General features: G+C 29.9%; 15 protein-coding genes. 8 read left to right on the forward strand and 7 right to left on the reverse strand.

The features are described from left to right. Nucleotides 1-104: 104 nt before the first annotated feature. Nucleotides 105-266: a DUF1540 domain-containing protein gene (locus CA_RS18185; protein WP_010966805.1), complete on the reverse strand. Its 162-nt coding sequence runs from the start codon at nt 264-266 to the stop codon at nt 105-107. 142 nt (nt 267-408) lie between these two features. On the opposite strand from CA_RS18185, the gene CA_RS18190 reads away from it, so the two are divergent. From CA_RS18190 to CA_RS18200, 3 genes are all read left to right on the forward strand, one after another. Beyond that, nucleotides 409-957 carry a 2'-5' RNA ligase gene (locus CA_RS18190; protein ID WP_010966806.1) on the forward strand — a complete coding sequence of 183 codons (549 nt, stop codon included), beginning with the start codon at nt 409-411 and terminating at the stop codon, nt 955-957. A 216-nt stretch (nt 958-1,173) separates the two neighbouring features. After that, on the forward strand, nt 1,174-1,644 hold the full coding sequence (locus tag CA_RS18195; protein WP_010966807.1) for a dUTP diphosphatase: 471 nt from the start codon (nt 1,174-1,176) through the stop codon (nt 1,642-1,644). Between the two features lie 342 nt (nt 1,645-1,986). Then, nucleotides 1,987-3,081: a hypothetical protein gene (locus CA_RS18200; RefSeq protein ID WP_010966808.1), complete on the forward strand. Its 1,095-nt coding sequence runs from the start codon at nt 1,987-1,989 to the stop codon at nt 3,079-3,081. Between the two features lie 51 nt (nt 3,082-3,132). Here the strand turns inward: CA_RS18200 and CA_RS18205 are convergent, their stop codons facing one another. Both CA_RS18205 and CA_RS18210 read right to left on the reverse strand, forming a co-directional pair. Continuing rightward, nucleotides 3,133-4,236: a diguanylate cyclase gene (locus CA_RS18205; protein WP_010966809.1), complete on the reverse strand. Its 1,104-nt coding sequence runs from the start codon at nt 4,234-4,236 to the stop codon at nt 3,133-3,135. Nucleotides 4,237-4,484: 248 nt separating this feature from the next. Next, nucleotides 4,485-5,318: a methyl-accepting chemotaxis protein gene (locus CA_RS18210; protein WP_010966810.1), complete on the reverse strand. Its 834-nt coding sequence runs from the start codon at nt 5,316-5,318 to the stop codon at nt 4,485-4,487. A 166-nt stretch (nt 5,319-5,484) separates the two neighbouring features. On the opposite strand from CA_RS18210, the gene CA_RS18215 reads away from it, so the two are divergent. After that, nucleotides 5,485-7,518, forward strand: a complete 2,034-nt coding sequence (locus CA_RS18215) for a thioredoxin domain-containing protein (RefSeq protein ID WP_010966811.1) — start codon at nt 5,485-5,487, stop codon at nt 7,516-7,518. Nucleotides 7,519-7,570: 52 nt separating this feature from the next. After that, entirely contained in the window at nt 7,571-8,002 is a 432-nt protein-coding gene (locus CA_RS18220; RefSeq protein ID WP_010966812.1) for a DMT family transporter, read from the forward strand. A gap of 51 nt (nt 8,003-8,053) precedes the next feature. Here CA_RS18220 and CA_RS18225 read toward each other — a convergent pair whose 3' ends face one another. After that, nucleotides 8,054-8,245 carry an FmdB family zinc ribbon protein gene (locus tag CA_RS18225; protein WP_010966813.1) on the reverse strand — a complete coding sequence of 64 codons (192 nt, stop codon included), beginning with the start codon at nt 8,243-8,245 and terminating at the stop codon, nt 8,054-8,056. Between the two features lie 160 nt (nt 8,246-8,405). Here CA_RS18225 and CA_RS18230 point away from each other — a divergent pair, with 160 nt between their 5' ends. Then, a complete protein-coding gene (locus CA_RS18230) occupies nt 8,406-9,599 on the forward strand; it encodes a S8 family serine peptidase (RefSeq protein ID WP_010966814.1) in 1,194 nt (397 codons plus the stop codon). A gap of 297 nt (nt 9,600-9,896) precedes the next feature. On the opposite strand, the gene CA_RS18235 is transcribed toward CA_RS18230, so the two are convergent. From CA_RS18235 to CA_RS18245, 3 genes are all read right to left on the reverse strand, one after another. Continuing rightward, the gene (locus CA_RS18235; protein ID WP_010966815.1) at nt 9,897-11,075 is read right to left on the reverse strand and encodes an ABC transporter permease; all 1,179 of its coding nucleotides are present in this window, start codon (nt 11,073-11,075) and stop codon (nt 9,897-9,899) included. Nucleotides 11,076-11,089: 14 nt separating this feature from the next. Then, entirely contained in the window at nt 11,090-11,806 is a 717-nt protein-coding gene (locus tag CA_RS18240) for an ABC transporter ATP-binding protein (RefSeq protein ID WP_010966816.1), read from the reverse strand. A 203-nt stretch (nt 11,807-12,009) separates the two neighbouring features. Then, the gene (locus CA_RS18245) at nt 12,010-12,972 is read right to left on the reverse strand and encodes an L-lactate dehydrogenase (RefSeq protein ID WP_010966817.1); all 963 of its coding nucleotides are present in this window, start codon (nt 12,970-12,972) and stop codon (nt 12,010-12,012) included. Nucleotides 12,973-13,100: 128 nt separating this feature from the next. Between CA_RS18245 and CA_RS18250 the strand changes: the two genes are divergently transcribed. Continuing rightward, on the forward strand, nt 13,101-14,108 hold the full coding sequence (locus CA_RS18250) for a substrate-binding domain-containing protein (protein ID WP_010966818.1): 1,008 nt from the start codon (nt 13,101-13,103) through the stop codon (nt 14,106-14,108). A gap of 282 nt (nt 14,109-14,390) precedes the next feature. After that, complete coding sequence (locus CA_RS18255) at nt 14,391-15,644, forward strand: condensation domain-containing protein (protein ID WP_010966819.1); 1,254 nt, start codon at nt 14,391-14,393, stop codon at nt 15,642-15,644. Nucleotides 15,645-15,646: the final 2 nt, after the last annotated feature.

Below are 15,646 nucleotides of genomic sequence, written 5' to 3' on the forward strand. Positions count from 1 at the left end.
AATTTCTATCATTTAACATTAATAAAAAAGGTTACCTTAGTTTTTATGCTCTAAGGCAACCTTTTATACAACATTTAACAAACCTATAATTGTTTTACTATTTTTTAGCCTTCCACTTTAAAACTTCCACAATCTGTATGCTCTACTTGCTCAGCTCTGTTACTGTGCTTAACAACTTTTATTTGTTCTAATGTACAATAATTATCATCTTTACAGTGAAATCTACATTCTGAAACAGTACATCCTATACTTGAATTATGATCCATAAAAAAATCCCTCCCTCGAATTTTATTACAGAATTATTATTGCAAAAAATATAGTTTTTATTCCGAGCAAATTATTACTATATATGTTATAATAATATTTAGAAATTTTCTTAAACTATTAGTTTTATTGTGGAGGATACTGATGAAATATTGTTTAATTGCTTCATTTACAAAAGACTCTTACTTAAATGTTGAGGATATTCAAAGAAATGCATGTAAAAAGTACAAATTGTATAAAAGAATTCCAAACCTTCACGTTTCTCTTCAAACTCTGGATGAACCTAATATTGATAAGTTAGATTCAATTATACGTGAACAGCTCTCTATTTACAAAAAATTCAAGGTACAGATAAATAAATCACATTTAGCATATAATTCATCAAGTAAAATGGTATCTTTAAAAGTTGAAAACAGAGGTTACATAAATAGAATAGTTAGAAGCACCAACGAGAAGCTTCATTATGGCGGCTTCAAATTCTCAATGCCTCATAAAGATTCCAATTTATTCATTCCTCTTGCAAACGGAAATTATCAACTTAAAAATATCCTAGAACAAGAATCTGCAGCTACCTGCGAAACTATTCCGGAAAAGGATTATTCATTCTTAAAAATTGAAAGCTTTGATTTATGCAAATTAGTTGGTCATAGAAAAATGTATGTTGTAAAAAAATATCAACTTAGAGATTTTTAAAGTTAATCTTTGAGTAATAATATAAGGCATATAAACACAAGAATATGATTTAGTATTTTTATGTTTGTATGCCTTATACTTCCTAACAATCCATGTAAAACTTTTTATTATTTCAAAAAGTTTTTTATTGTAATCGTTTAAGGGTGCTTTTCTTATTTTCAACTTTAATATAAAATAATAAATATATTAGAAGTAAAAGAAAGGCGGCTCATTTTCATGAATTTAAATAAGCTTTTTCATTTACAAAAAAATTTAGATACAAAAATAATTGACCAAAAAAACTTATCTAGTCAAAATTTATATTCGCAAAAGGCCCTAGCACTTCAAGTGAAGTTTGGTGAACTCGCAAGCAAAACTCGATGCTTTAACTATTGGACTACAGAAGCTCCTTGCGAAAAAAATGCAATTTTAGAGGAATACATAAATTGTCTTCATTTTATTTTAAGTATTGGCCTTGATAAAGATTACATTGATTTTGCTTTACCTAGTTCAAGTTTTTCTACTAATATAGTTGAACAGTTCTTAGGGCTCTTTATAGATATAAATGATTTTGTTATATGCTCTTCAAAGGATAACTATGTAACCCTTTTTCAAGACTTTATAAACTTAGGTAAGAACTTAGGCTTTAATGATTCTGACATTGAAAATAGCTATGTACAAAAGAATGCCATTATAGCGCAAATTTAATATTATTATTTACTTTTTTTGTTAATACAGAGGGGTTTTTCTGCAAGTCAAAAGACTTTACCATGAGTTGCAGGAAAATCGCCGCTTTTTTATTTATATATACTTAAATTTACTTTCAACCTCTCCTATATCTTTCGTAGCATAAGTAATATTTTAACATAAATGTTACTATATTTCAATTTCTTTTCAAAAACTTCATGCTTTCTTACATAATCTTCATTTTAATGATTATCATTCATTTAATGGCATATAATACTCCCAGCGTATTTGCTAATTACCGTAGACAGCTTATTTTGTCGCCCTTATAATATTATTAACAAATTGAAATGTGGAGGCAAACTAATGAAAAAAAAGGGTATTATTATATTAATTTTAGCTTCATTAAGTCTTACTTTTAGCTCATGTACTAACAATTCTACATCCAAAAACACTTCTACTAAGTCAACAAAAATAGAATACAACAGCTCAACTGATCTTCCAAAACAAAAACCTATTACAGCCCATTACCTTTCAAACAACACATCAACAGTAAAAGATTTTAAAAAAGATAATAATTATTCTGATTTAACAAAACTCATTAATAATTATTTGTCCGTAGGAGCCACGTTTGATTATAAAACTGCAAATGAAAACACACTACTTAAAGTTTTAGATTATTCAAGTAATCGTATAAAAAATAATGCTTCTTCAGAGATTGTAAAAGAACAATTAGAGCAAGCAAAGGCTTCGAAAATATCAACTAAATATGTAAAAACTAATATAAATAATGTTATATACGATAGTTATGATAATTCCTATTTTATAGACTGTACATATTATGAATTTATTAAAAGCTACTTAGGCGACTTACCACAAAAAAATAGATACTACCAAAACAAAACATATCTAACTATAATTAAAGAAAACGGAAAATGGGTCGTAAATAATTCGGATGGATATTCACCAGTTAGAGCAGAACAAACCGAAACAATGTATATGCTAGATTTAAAACAATCCAATAGTGAATACATATCAAAGAATCAGTTGAATAGGTTCAAAGATCTTGAAAGTGCGAAAAATACTGTTAAAGAATTTTTTAATGTATATTACTCACAAAACTATATGAACGAAAACAATGTCCAAGATAACTTTACTAATTTTGCATCATCAGCATTTAAAACTAAAATGATCGCTATTGCTAATAATGATATTGAAATCACTAAATCCAGACTCCTTCAAACAAATTTCTTAGATGTTCAGTATAATCTAATTAATTATAGTAGTTACACTAATTCTTATTGGATTACGGCAGTTCCAAAATGGCATTTATCTAGTAAAGATAATAATGATAGAAATTCAACTATAACCTCCTATGTAACATTACATCTAATTAAAGAAGGCACTTCCTGGAAAATTGATAAATTAAGATTTTTATCAGATAATCTAAGACTTAACTAATTAAGTAAAAGGAGCAGAAATCATCTGCTCCTTTTACACTTTTATTAATAATCAAACACCAATCTTAAAAGGTATTATACTATCAGAAACTTTATTTCGACCGCTTCTCTTTGCTGCATAAAGAGCTGCATCAGCCCTTTCTCGCAAATCTTCAATCTCTGGTGTTATTTCCGGGTAAATTGATAATCCAACTGATACCGTTATATTTATAAATTCATCCTCACCAATAAAAAATTTATGCTCTGCTACTTCTTTATTTATCCTACATGCTATTTGAAAGGTTTTTTCTCTAGAACAATTAAATAACAATATACAGAATTCTTCACCACCAACTCTAGCTACCAAATCCCTACCTCTAACATTTTTCATTAGAACCTTTGACAGCTCTCTTAAAATAACATCTCCTATTGCATGTCCATATGTGTCATTTATTTTCTTAAAATAATCGATATCTATCATAATACATGATAAACTTTCATTATTTTGCTTAACCCTTTCACGGGCCGTGGAGAATACCTTATCAAATTGCCTTACATTTGAAAGACCTGTAAGAAAATCCTTAGTGGAATCTCTTTTATACCTTCTATAAAGCTTATTTGAAGTTTTGACGTAATCTAGAAGCATATACTGAAGTATGCCTGATACTAATATTATTATAGAATATTGAACAAGAACATCAATAATTCCATCCACCTTTCTTAACATGTAGTAATCAGTAACATTAATCATAAGTAAGGTAAACACCATTTTATAAAACCATCTTTTTCTCTCTGATTTTATTTTTCTATCAACTATATAGAAAAATATTATATATGATAAAATTCGAAAAGCGGCTACAATAGATGATACACTTACTCCAAAATGAAATACACGATATAGCATAATCATAATTCCAGAGATTATTGTCGGCAATGTTCCAGCAGTATAAGAAGCTATCATTACAGCATAAGCTCTAAGATCTATTAATGTATCTGTGTTCTTAATATGCTTTGAATACATTAATAACAAGATTCCTGCAAATCCACAGAAAACACCTACAATAACCTTTCCCCAAATAGTTCTAACCTTATCCTTAGGTGTCTCTTTTAAAATGCTGCCACCAATAAACGTAAAAGCTATAAGCAGTAATACATTTATAAAAAACTCATTTATCATTTTGTCACCCCACAAAATTCATTACCACTTTATATTTTTTTTGCATATAGTAATTCTCAACAGCTTCAAATATTTTTAATTTTCAGCCCGATTATTGCAATATTATTAATCTGATGCAATTATATCCTATATTATTGCTGTTTTCAACTATATACTCGCTATTGGTAACATTTTCTTGTATAGCTTGTATTCTAATAAAAATAAAAAATGAGAAGCCTAACTTTAATAGGGCTTCTCATTTTTATTTATCAGTTCATATCCATGTTATCTACTAAAATCTGCGAATTTGCGGAAATTTGCTCTACCGTAGCAGAAACCTCTTCTAAGGATGCTGCTTGGTTAGTTGCTATCTCCCCTAACTCATTTATAGTATCTATTATAACCTTAATATTATTACTCATCTGATCAAGTGCAGATAGGATTCTCCTTGAAGACTCTCCACTGTTGGATGCTAACTTTCTCATTTCACCTGCTACTACAGAAAAGCCTTTTCCAAACTCTCCAGCCTTTGAAGACTCTATTGCTGCGTTTAGTCCAAGAAGATTTGATTGTTTTGCTATGCTTCCAATAAGTGCTACAGCCTCATTGCTTTCTCCTATTAGTTTTTTTGTAACATCGGTATTTTCTATTATGCGGTTTAGCTTCTCTGATAACAAAACTGCACTATTAGTAATCTCTGATATGGTTAAATTTGTTTGTTCAAGTGATGATTTCAATTCCAGCGTAGAGTTTTTAACACTTACTGCATTTTCCAAATCCATAGATACACTTACAAGACCAACGACCTCTTTATTTTCATTAATTGCTGGAATCATTGTTACTCTTAAATCTTCACCATGTTCTTCCCTATTAAATATAGTTGTATACGTTTTTTTCTTATTGAAAACAATATCGTACGCACCAACATTTTTAATAAAATCAACATCAAATTTATCTCCGGCCTTAGCTGCTAAAGCTTTCTTATTGCTATCCAATGCATATACACATTTATCCCTATCCCAAATTGTAACAGCTGCCCTTCCACCAAATGCCTCTGCTATAGTTGGTGCAGCATCAATCAATGATTCAAAAATTTTTTCCATATTAAACCCTCCCTATGTACTTAAATCAATACCCATAAATATTATACTATAATTAAAAATAGCTTTCTACTCTATTTGATTTTAATATAATAATTGAAAATACTCTATGTTTTTTTATCCTTAAATTGCACATAATAATAGTTAGTTAAGAAAGAGAGGTGTTTATATGTCGGAAACCATACACAAATCATCAAACAGATTAATAAATGAAAAAAGTCCTTATTTACTACAGCATGCCCACAATCCGGTAAATTGGTACAGTTGGTCTCCTGAAGCTTTTTCAAAAGCAAAATCAGAAGATAAGCCTATATTTCTAAGCATAGGCTATAGCACCTGCCATTGGTGCCATGTTATGGAAAGGGAAAGTTTTGAGGACGATGATGTTGCAGAAGTTTTAAATAGAAGCTTTGTTTCAATTAAGGTTGACAGAGAAGAACGACCTGATATAGACGAAATTTATATGAATGTATGCACTGCCATTACAGGAAGCGGTGGATGGCCTTTAACAATAGTAATGACTCCAGAACAAAAGCCTTTTTTTGCAGGAACTTATATTCCCAAAAACAACAGAATGGGAATGCAAGGCCTGATAAGCCTCTTAGAAAATATTGAATACCAATGGAAAGAAAACCAAAATGAACTTGTAGAAATAGGTGATAAAATAGTATCCAGCTTAAATAAAGATCGTAAAACTACTGCTAAAGAACTATCAGAAGAAGTTTTAGAAGAAGCATTTTCTCAGTTCAAATATAATTTTGATAGAACTTATGGCGGCTTTGGTTCTGAACCTAAGTTTCCAACTCCTCACAACTTAATTTTTTTAATGAGATATTTTTATGCTTCAAAAGACAAAACATCATTGAATATGGCGCTTAAAACCTTGGACACTATGTATAGAGGTGGAATATATGATCATATAGGTTATGGTTTCAGCAGATATTCAGTAGATAAAAAGTGGCTTGTACCTCACTTTGAAAAAATGCTATACGATAATGCCCTTCTAGCTTATGCATACACGGAAGCATTTAAAATAACTAAAAACGATAACTATAAAAATATTGTGGATCAAATATTTACCTATATATTGAGAGATATGACTTCAAACGAGGGAGGCTTCTACTGTGCTGAAGATGCTGACTCCGAAGGTGTAGAAGGTAAATTTTATGTATGGTCTAAAAAAGAAATTAATAATGTTTTAGGAGAAGATGATGGAAAAAAATTCTCAAAATACTTCAACGTAACAGACACCGGAAACTTTGAAGGAGAAAATATACTAAATCTAATTGAAACCGAAAAGATAGAATTTGAAGATGAATTTTTAAACAGCTGTAGAAAAAAATTATTTGATTACAGAGAAAAAAGGATCCATCCATATAAGGATGATAAAATTTTGACTTCCTGGAATGGTCTTATGATTGCTGCACTTGCCTTTGGTGGAAGAAGCCTTAAAAACGAAATATATATTAATGCAGCCGAAAAAGCCGTAACCTTTATTTTTACTAAATTAATAGATGCTAATGGAAGACTTCTTTCAAGATATCGACATGGAGAGGCCTCTATAAAAGGATATTTAACTGACTACTCTTTTTTAATATGGGGATTAATAGAACTATATGAAGCAACTTATAAATCAGAATATATAGAAAAAGCTATCAAGCTAAATAATGACCTTATAAAATACTTTTGGGACGATAAAAACAAGGGATTGTTCCTTTATGGAAGCGACAGTGAGGAGCTTATATCAAGGCCAAAAGAAATCTATGACGGTGCAATTCCTTCTGGAAACTCCGTATCCGCTTTGAATTTTATAAGATTATCTAGATTAACAGGCAGTTATGACTTAGAAGATAAGTGTACAGAAATACTACAGGCATTTAGTGAGGAAATAGAAAGTTATCCAATGGGCTATTCTTTTTCACTACTTTCAGTGCTATTCTTAGGGAAAAAGTCAAAGGAAATAACACTTGTTTCAAATTCCTACGATAATACCTCAAAAGAATTCCTTGAAGTAATAAACGATAAGTATAATCCTCTTTCAACTTTTATTTACTATATAGAGGGTGACAAAACCTTAGAAAACGTATCTAACTTTGTTTCCGATTATCAACCCTTAAATGACAAACCAACAGTTTATATATGTGAAAATTTTTCCTGCAATGCTCCTGTGACAAATATAAGTGATTTAAAAAAACTACTTTAGATATAATAAATTTACTCACCTTAGGTAAAAATATACTTGAGGTGATTTTTTTATGATTGGTATTATATCTTCTATAATCTCTGGTATTTGCATGAGTCTTCAAGGAGTTTTCAATACAAGACTTAGTGAAAAAATTGGATTATGGGAAACAAATGCATGGGTTCAAGGCACTGCTCTTTTGGTTACCCTCGTAATTTGCTTCATATATGGGAATGGTAATTTAAAAATGATTGGAACTGCAAATAAACTTTATCTTACTGGTGGAATACTTGGTGCTATTATTATCTTTACAGTTATGAAAGGGGTGTCCTCTTTAGGTCCTACTTGTTCTATTAGTATAATATTAATTGCCCAACTACTGTCAGCAGCTATAATTGATTTTTTTGGATTATTTCATACTGATAGGCTTACCTTTGATTCAACAAAAATCATAGGTGTTGTTCTTATGCTTGCTGGTATAATTTGTTTTAAGATAAAAGGATAATTTAAAGCTAAACTTATTAAAACTTTAAATAAGTTTAGCTCCTTTAGTGTTTTAATGGCATCCCCCGCATGAAGCGCAATGCCCTGTACAATTGCCACCATTTTTTCCGTAAAACTTTCCTTTATATACCCTTTCTGAATCTTCGCTTCCACACTTTGGACACTTAGCTTTATCATCAGAATTACTTACTATTTCAAAAAACTGATTTCCACAACTTTTACATTTATAATCTATTAAAGGCACTTATACTTCTCTCCTTCCACTTACTTCTATCATAAATAACACAAGCTATACAATAGTTTCCCTATAATTATATTTCAATCAGCTCATAAATTCAAATAAACAATGTCATTTATAAGATTTCTTAATATAATATACTATAGCACTTTATTGAGGAAATAATATGTTGTCTTTAAAAAATAAGCTAGACCCAAATCTTAAAGCTCTACTTGACGAAAATACCTACAAATCCATAAGAGTTATAATACACTGCAAAAAATTTCAAGATAGAATGGTATCAAGATTAAAATCCTATAAAAGTACCGTATTTTATTCTATAACTCATGCAAATTGTATATCAGCAGACATATCCTCAAATGCAATCAGAAGACTCGTAGAATATCCTGAGGTTGACTATATAACTCTTGATGATTTTTGCTTTATATGTGCATCACCTTCTAACTCAAGCTATCCATCTAGTTTAAGAAACAATACTAGTTTTTCTGGAAAAGGTGTGTGCATTGGAATTGTTGACACTGGGGTTTATCCACATTATGACTTAAAATATCCTATGCCTAGGATAGATAATTTCGTAGACCTGATAAATAATCTAGAGTATCCTTACGATGATAATGGTCATGGAACCTTTATCAGTGGCTTGATTGCTGGAAGTGGTGTAAGTTCTAAAGGCGAAATAAAAGGAATTGCTTATAATTCAAAACTATATATGATAAAAGCTTTTGAAAAAAACGGTAGATCCTATGCGTCTTCGATTCTCAAAGCATTAGAAATTTTGATAAACGATAGTAGTGAACATAATATAAAAATAATCTGCTTACCCTTTGAAACCTTCTTTGAAAATGAATTTTTGTTGTCTTTATTTTCAAAAATGTTTAAGTTGGCAGCAGATAAAAATATAGTTATTGTTTTACCAAGTGGAAGCAATAGAAATACTAAAAACTCCATACGAGGAATAGCTGCTTTACCTTACTCTATAACTACATCAGGCATAAATACGCATGAAGGCTTTAAAGCTTATACTTACTCTTCCTCCGGTCCACTTGGTAAAATTGAAAAACCCGACTTATGCGGCCCGTGCGTGGATTTAAGTTCTCTTAATTGCGACATAAAATATATATCCCAAAGGAACAATATGAAATTATATCCTAGAGAACTTAAAACCCCCTACACAACTTACACCGGAACCTCCTGTGCTGCAGCATATATAAGCTCTATACTAGCTCTGCTTCTTGAAAAAAATCCGGACTTATCCTATAAGGATACAATTTCCATTGTAAAAACTTCCTGTAATCTTCTCAAAATCCCAAAATGGCAGCAAGGTTCAGGCATTATAGATGTAAATTCTCTTTTAAATTAAACATGTAATATTTAAAATTATACATTATAAAAATTCCTAATAAAGTATGTTTAACCTTAGAATTTTTTATAAGGCATAATGTACTATACCTTACATCATATACATGATTCATTTTCTTTAATCAGTGAATTAATTGAAGCTAATCTGCACATATTATTTGTAAACAACTTTGCAATCAAATGATTTAACTAGAAAGATTTTTATGTAAGACAATGTAATAGTATTGTACACTCTAGTTAATTCATTTGTCTAAATATTGTCCCCGAAACCTTAAAGATTTCGGGGACCTTATTTATATTATGATCTAAATATAACTTCTTCTCTGCTAAACATATATCTTGCAAAAACAAGTGCTGCTACCATATAAACTATCATCCATCCGAAGGTAATTGCTATATGAGTGTAATTGTGTATGCCTACTAAAAATTCTTTTATAAGGCAGGTTGCATTTGTTATTGGTATATTAAAATAAAACATTTCTATATTTTTAGGGTCTTTCATCATTACTAGGTATACAAGAACCATAGCTATGATAGTTACAGGACTTAAATAAGTTTGAGCTTCCTTAAATGATCTTGCATAGATGCTTATTGCAAGTTCTATAGCACCAAATGCAATTGTACTCATAATTGGTAGAATCATTACAAGTATCATAGTCTCTGCTCCTAAATTAAAGCCAGTTCCATTACCGAACATTCCATTCTTCTGTTTCATAGTAATATACAGTCCAATAAGTGATGCAATTGATATTATTATTCCTACTATACTTATTGCTAAAATTTTCCCCCATAGTATAGAAAGTCTACTTGCTTTAGTTGTAAGAAGTGGCTCAAGAGTTCCTCTTTCTTTTTCTCCTGCTCCTAAATCAACAGACGAACCAATTACTCCTGTAGCACTATAGAGCATAAGTAAAAGTGGTACTAACATGGTAACCATAATTGCTCCTGTTCCGTTATCCTTTTGAGTTGTATTTAAGTTAACCTTTACTGGAGTTAATACTTCAGGATTTATATTTCTTTTAGCAAGTCTTCCCGCAACAATTGACTTTGAATATTTATCTACATACGAATTAACAATGTCATATGCTGTCATAGCATCCGTGCTAGAATTATCATAAGTCAAAGTGATTTTAGTATTAGCATCCATCTTTAAATATTCATCAAAATCCTCTGGAATAGTTACTGCAACTAATATTTTTCCGTCCTTCACATCACTTTTTATATTATTTGACTTAACTATTTTTATATTCTTTTGCTTCCTTAAGTAATTTCCAAGAGAACTGTTTCCCTTATCCACTATAGCAATTTTCAAATTTTCCTTTACGCTTTTTTCGCTCTTATTTACTACGCTAGACATAAAAAACGATATAAGTGGAAGCAGTAGCATAGGTATAAGTATGCTAAAAATAATTGTCTTTCTATCCCTAAATATATCCTTAAGTTCCTTTTTAAAAACTATCATTGTAGTATTTTTCATTTTTTTCCCTCCAATCACTTTATTAACTCTAAAAATACTTCTTCCAAATTATTATTATTGTGTTTCTTTTTAAGCGCCTCAATACTGCCCTCTTCTACTATTTTTCCTTTGTGAATTATGATTACTCTATCACAAAGTTTTTCTACCTCAGGCATACTGTGACTTGAAAAAACCACTGCTTTATTTTCATTTTTACAATGCAATATAAAATCTTGAACTATCCTTGAAGCACTAACATCTAATCCTGTAGTTGGCTCATCAAAAAGTACTACTGAAGGATTATGAACAATTGATCTTGCAATTGAAACCTTTTGTTTCATACCTCTAGAAAACTTACCAACCCTCTTATCAATGTACTCTTCCATTTGAAGACTTTTAGTTAAATTATCTATACTTTTTTTAGCCTCTTCATTTGACATTCCATTTAATTCTGCAAAGTACATTATATTTTCTCTTGCTGTAAGCCTGTCATAAATTCCAACCTCTCCTCCAAAAAGAATTCCTATTTCGCCTCTTACCTTATCAGATTCTTTCTGAGCATCGTATCCATTTATAATTGCTTTTCCATCTGTTATTTTAAGCATTGTAGCTAACATTCTTAAGGTAGTTGTCTTTCCTGCTCCATTTTCACCAAGCAATCCAACTATTTCTCCTTCTTTAACTTCAAAGCTTATATTATCAACGGCCGTTATATCTTTAAACCTCTTTGTAAGCCCTTTAACTTCTACCATACACTTGTCCTCCTTGACTTTATTTCTATAGCTATATTCTACAGTATCTCTATTGATTCCTTGTAGTACTTTAGGTAACTTAAATAATTACTTAAGTCACTTTTTATCTTATATCTGAAACTTATATTTTATTCAGCTTTTAAAATTCAATGTATTACAAAAAAAGAGCACATATTTTTATAAATACATGCTCTTTAATAACCTTATTTATTAGTATTAAGTCCTTTAATTATAGACTTTAAATTATCTGCACTTTTATTTAATTTCTCTACTTCATCTTTACTTAGAGGAATTTCAAGTTTCTTTTCTATTCCATTAGATGTTATTATGCATGGTATACTTAATGCAACATCATTTATACCATACTCTCCCTCAAGTGTTGATGAAACAGGAAGGATACTCTGTTCATTTAAAAGCATTGCCTTTACAAGTCTGCTTACACTCATCGCAATACCTGCACTTGTATATCCTTTAAGCTTGAGAACTTCAATTCCTGAATCTCTAACTTCCTTATCTACTTCATCTTTATCAACCTTATAATGGTCTTTAAAAATATCATTCAATTGATTAAAAGGAATTCCAGCAATATTAACATCGCTCCAAGACGTAAATGAAGAACCCCCGTGCTCTCCAAGAACATATCCATGAACATTTTTACTGTCCACATTATATTTCTTGCCTATAATTTTTCTCATACGTGCAGTATCAAGAAGTGTACCTGTACCAATAATTTTATTCTTAGGATAATCAAAGTTGTTTTGACAATAGTAAGTAGCAATGTCTACAGGATTTGTTACTACAATTATAATTGCATCCTTAGTATACTTACATATATTTTTCATTATTGAATCAGTAACTTTAACATTTGTGTCAGCAAGAACTAGCCTATCTAGCTTATCATCTGGTTTTAAACTTGGACCTGCTGTTATAACAATTATCTGAGCATCCGCACAATCTTCATAATTTCCTGCTCTTACCTTTACGTTAGGACTATATGCAAAAGAAGTGGTATGACTGGCATCAAGCGCTTCTCCTTTGGCTTTGTTATCATTTATATCTATAATTACAACTTCTGATAAAAGATTAAGTGAAAGTACAGAATTCAAAACTGCTGATCCAACCATACCCGCACCAACTACTACTAGCTTATTTTTAACAAAATTCATTGTTTTGCCCCCCTTTGTAACTGATACATATAATTTTAGTATAACGTTGTACCTAAGTCAATATTATTTACTTTTAGATAGAAATGTGTAAAAATATATAATAAGATTTTTAAAAAGTAGGTGATAAAATGTCTACAATAAAAGATGTTGCAAAATTATCTGGTGTCTCACCAAGTACTGTATCCATAATTTTAAACGGTAATGCATCTAAAAGAAATATATCTGAAAGAACTCAAAGGAAAGTTATGGATTCCGTTAAAAAATTAAATTATCACCCTAATATCGCAGCAAGAAAGCTTAGAAGCAAGAATTCTCAAAGTAAACCTACAATAGCATTATATTGGTCATCAGATATTAGTGTTAATATAATATCCAGATTTTTAAGGGGACTTCAAAGTAAACTTGCAAAACAAAATTACAATTATAATGTAGTTATTTGCCCATATAAAACAGATTGCCTTCATCTTGAAAAAGGGATAAGCAAAGAAAACAGCTTTGATGCTGCAATCATTGCCAATATATCAAATTATGATTTAGAATATCTGAATAAAGCTTCTTTAACTTTGCCAATAATATTGTTTAATAGATTATCTAATAAGTATTCTTCAGTAAATGTTGATAATTATAAAATGGGTGAAAAAGCTTCTTTATTATTCGCTAAGAAGAGATATAAATCTGCAGCCGCTATACTTACAGAATCTCTAAATGATGCAATGGATAATAGAAATAAGGGTTTTATAGAAACCTGTCATAAAAATGGAATTAAAATATCTGAAAATCATATAATTGCTGCTGAAAACTCTATCCATGGCGGTGTTGATGCAGCAAAAAAGCTTATGAAATTAAAAAATACACCAAAAGCTTTATTCTGTAATTCTGACAGCATAGCTTTAGGTGTAATTAGCGTATTAAATAAAAGACAAATAAGTATACCTGATGACATTGAAATTGTAGCTATAGGTATGAACGACCGTGAATATACTGAATTTAGTACTCCTCCTGTAACTATAGTAGATATACCTATTGAAGAAATGGCTGGAACCTGCATATCTCTTGTTGAGAAATTAATTAATAGAGATATAGAAAATCCTACTTCTATTTTATTTGATGGTCCATTAATACTTAGGAACTCTTAATTTCTAAAAAATAGCTTTATTTATTTTACCTTAAAGCTATTTTATAAAGCTGTTTTACTATCCATATCTTTCCCCAAAAGTTACCCCTACATTGATTTGTCCATGCCGTTTTTGTCCCGTTTTACATATACTCTTAACATTTACTCGTATAACTAGTCTATGAATTTCAATTTAATTGCTAATTTTTCGCTCCAGCTTTTCATAAACTTTACTACCACAGCTATCTTTATGTCTTTAATGTAATTACTCTATAAAAACTATATTTTATAAAGGAGATTTTCTATGAGATTTAAAGCTGAAATTTTTGACAAATTGCAGTTTCTATTTGAAAGCTATAAATTCAATGATCACGTTCTTCACTGCATTATAACCTTCAATGGAAAAATTAATATTCCACTTCTAAAGAGAGCCCTAATTATTACTGTGAAGGTAGTTCCCATTTTAAAAAGCAGATATGCTCAAAATATTAAGGAACCCTATTGGGAAGAAATAATGGATATAAATTTAGATAATATTATAACGGTTGTAAATACTAAGGGTAAGTTTCATGAATTCATAGTATCTGAAATTGATGCAACCAAAGGTCCTCAAATCAAAACTTGTTTACTTGATTTGTATAATAAACACACTCTAGCCATACTTATAAATCATATGATATGTGATGCTGCTGGTTTTAAAAAATACCTCTACATATTATGTGATATCTATTCAAATTTACTGACGAATGATGAATATTGTCCAAACTTTACTCTAAATGGCAGTAGGAGCATTCAAATAATAAATGATGAATTTAACTTTATCCATAAAATTAGAACCTTTATCTCTCAAAGAAAAGAGAGCAATGGTATTATTAATTTAAAATTTCCAATGAGTTCCGAAAAATCTTTTAATGCCTTTATACTTACACACACAATAGATGCTAATAGATTTAAACGTATTAAAGCCTATTGTAAAGTACACAACTTCACCTTAAATGATGTTCTTCTTGCTGCTTACTATAGAGTTCTCTATAAAACCTTTAATGAAAACAAGCTTAGCATTTCAGTTGCAGTTGATATGCGAAAACATTTAAAATCAAAAGATGTAAATTCGCTATGTAATCTAACTTCTACTGTTATAAGCGTAATTAATTATGAAAGCAATGATACTTTTTATGATACTGCTAAAAAAGTAAATGAAAACATGACTTTGAAAAAGATAAATTCCATTGGACTGAATGGTTTTGTTAAAATATCTCTTCTTTTTAAACTATTTAGCTACACTAGGTTAAAAAAATTATTATCATCACATTTTAATAATCCACTTATAGGAATGACTAATATAGGAATTTTAAATCATGAAAAGCTCTGCTTTGATGGTACAGAAATAGAAAACGCATTTATGTGTGGCTCAATAAAATATAAGCCTTACTTCCAATTAGCAGTAACAACTTATAACAAAACTATGACCTTAAGTATAAATCTATACGGAACAAAAGAAGATAAAAAAATTATAGAAAACTTTTTTACTCTATTTGATAACGAACTCCCTGTGTAACT

It is taken from the genome of Clostridium acetobutylicum ATCC 824, assembly GCF_000008765.1.
In the GTDB taxonomy this organism is placed as follows: Bacteria; Bacillota; Clostridia; order Clostridiales; family Clostridiaceae; genus Clostridium_S; species Clostridium_S acetobutylicum.

What these genes read in the sequence shown, in the direction of transcription:
- CA_RS18185 (WP_010966805.1), bottom strand. Translation starts at nt 266, where the DNA reads ATGGATCATAATTCAAGTATAGGATGTACTGTTTCAGAATGTAGATTT.
- CA_RS18190 (WP_010966806.1), top strand. Translation starts at nt 409, where the DNA reads ATGAAATATTGTTTAATTGCTTCATTTACAAAAGACTCTTACTTAAAT.
- CA_RS18195 (WP_010966807.1), top strand. Translation starts at nt 1,174, where the DNA reads ATGAATTTAAATAAGCTTTTTCATTTACAAAAAAATTTAGATACAAAA.
- CA_RS18200 (WP_010966808.1), top strand. Translation starts at nt 1,987, where the DNA reads ATGAAAAAAAAGGGTATTATTATATTAATTTTAGCTTCATTAAGTCTT.
- CA_RS18205 (WP_010966809.1), bottom strand. Translation starts at nt 4,236, where the DNA reads ATGATAAATGAGTTTTTTATAAATGTATTACTGCTTATAGCTTTTACG.
- CA_RS18210 (WP_010966810.1), bottom strand. Translation starts at nt 5,318, where the DNA reads ATGGAAAAAATTTTTGAATCATTGATTGATGCTGCACCAACTATAGCA.
- CA_RS18215 (WP_010966811.1), top strand. Translation starts at nt 5,485, where the DNA reads ATGTCGGAAACCATACACAAATCATCAAACAGATTAATAAATGAAAAA.
- CA_RS18220 (WP_010966812.1), top strand. Translation starts at nt 7,571, where the DNA reads ATGATTGGTATTATATCTTCTATAATCTCTGGTATTTGCATGAGTCTT.
- CA_RS18230 (WP_010966814.1), top strand. Translation starts at nt 8,406, where the DNA reads ATGTTGTCTTTAAAAAATAAGCTAGACCCAAATCTTAAAGCTCTACTT.
- CA_RS18235 (WP_010966815.1), bottom strand. Translation starts at nt 11,075, where the DNA reads ATGAAAAATACTACAATGATAGTTTTTAAAAAGGAACTTAAGGATATA.
- CA_RS18240 (WP_010966816.1), bottom strand. Translation starts at nt 11,806, where the DNA reads ATGGTAGAAGTTAAAGGGCTTACAAAGAGGTTTAAAGATATAACGGCC.
- CA_RS18245 (WP_010966817.1), bottom strand. Translation starts at nt 12,972, where the DNA reads ATGAATTTTGTTAAAAATAAGCTAGTAGTAGTTGGTGCGGGTATGGTT.
- CA_RS18250 (WP_010966818.1), top strand. Translation starts at nt 13,101, where the DNA reads ATGTCTACAATAAAAGATGTTGCAAAATTATCTGGTGTCTCACCAAGT.
- CA_RS18255 (WP_010966819.1), top strand. Translation starts at nt 14,391, where the DNA reads ATGAGATTTAAAGCTGAAATTTTTGACAAATTGCAGTTTCTATTTGAA.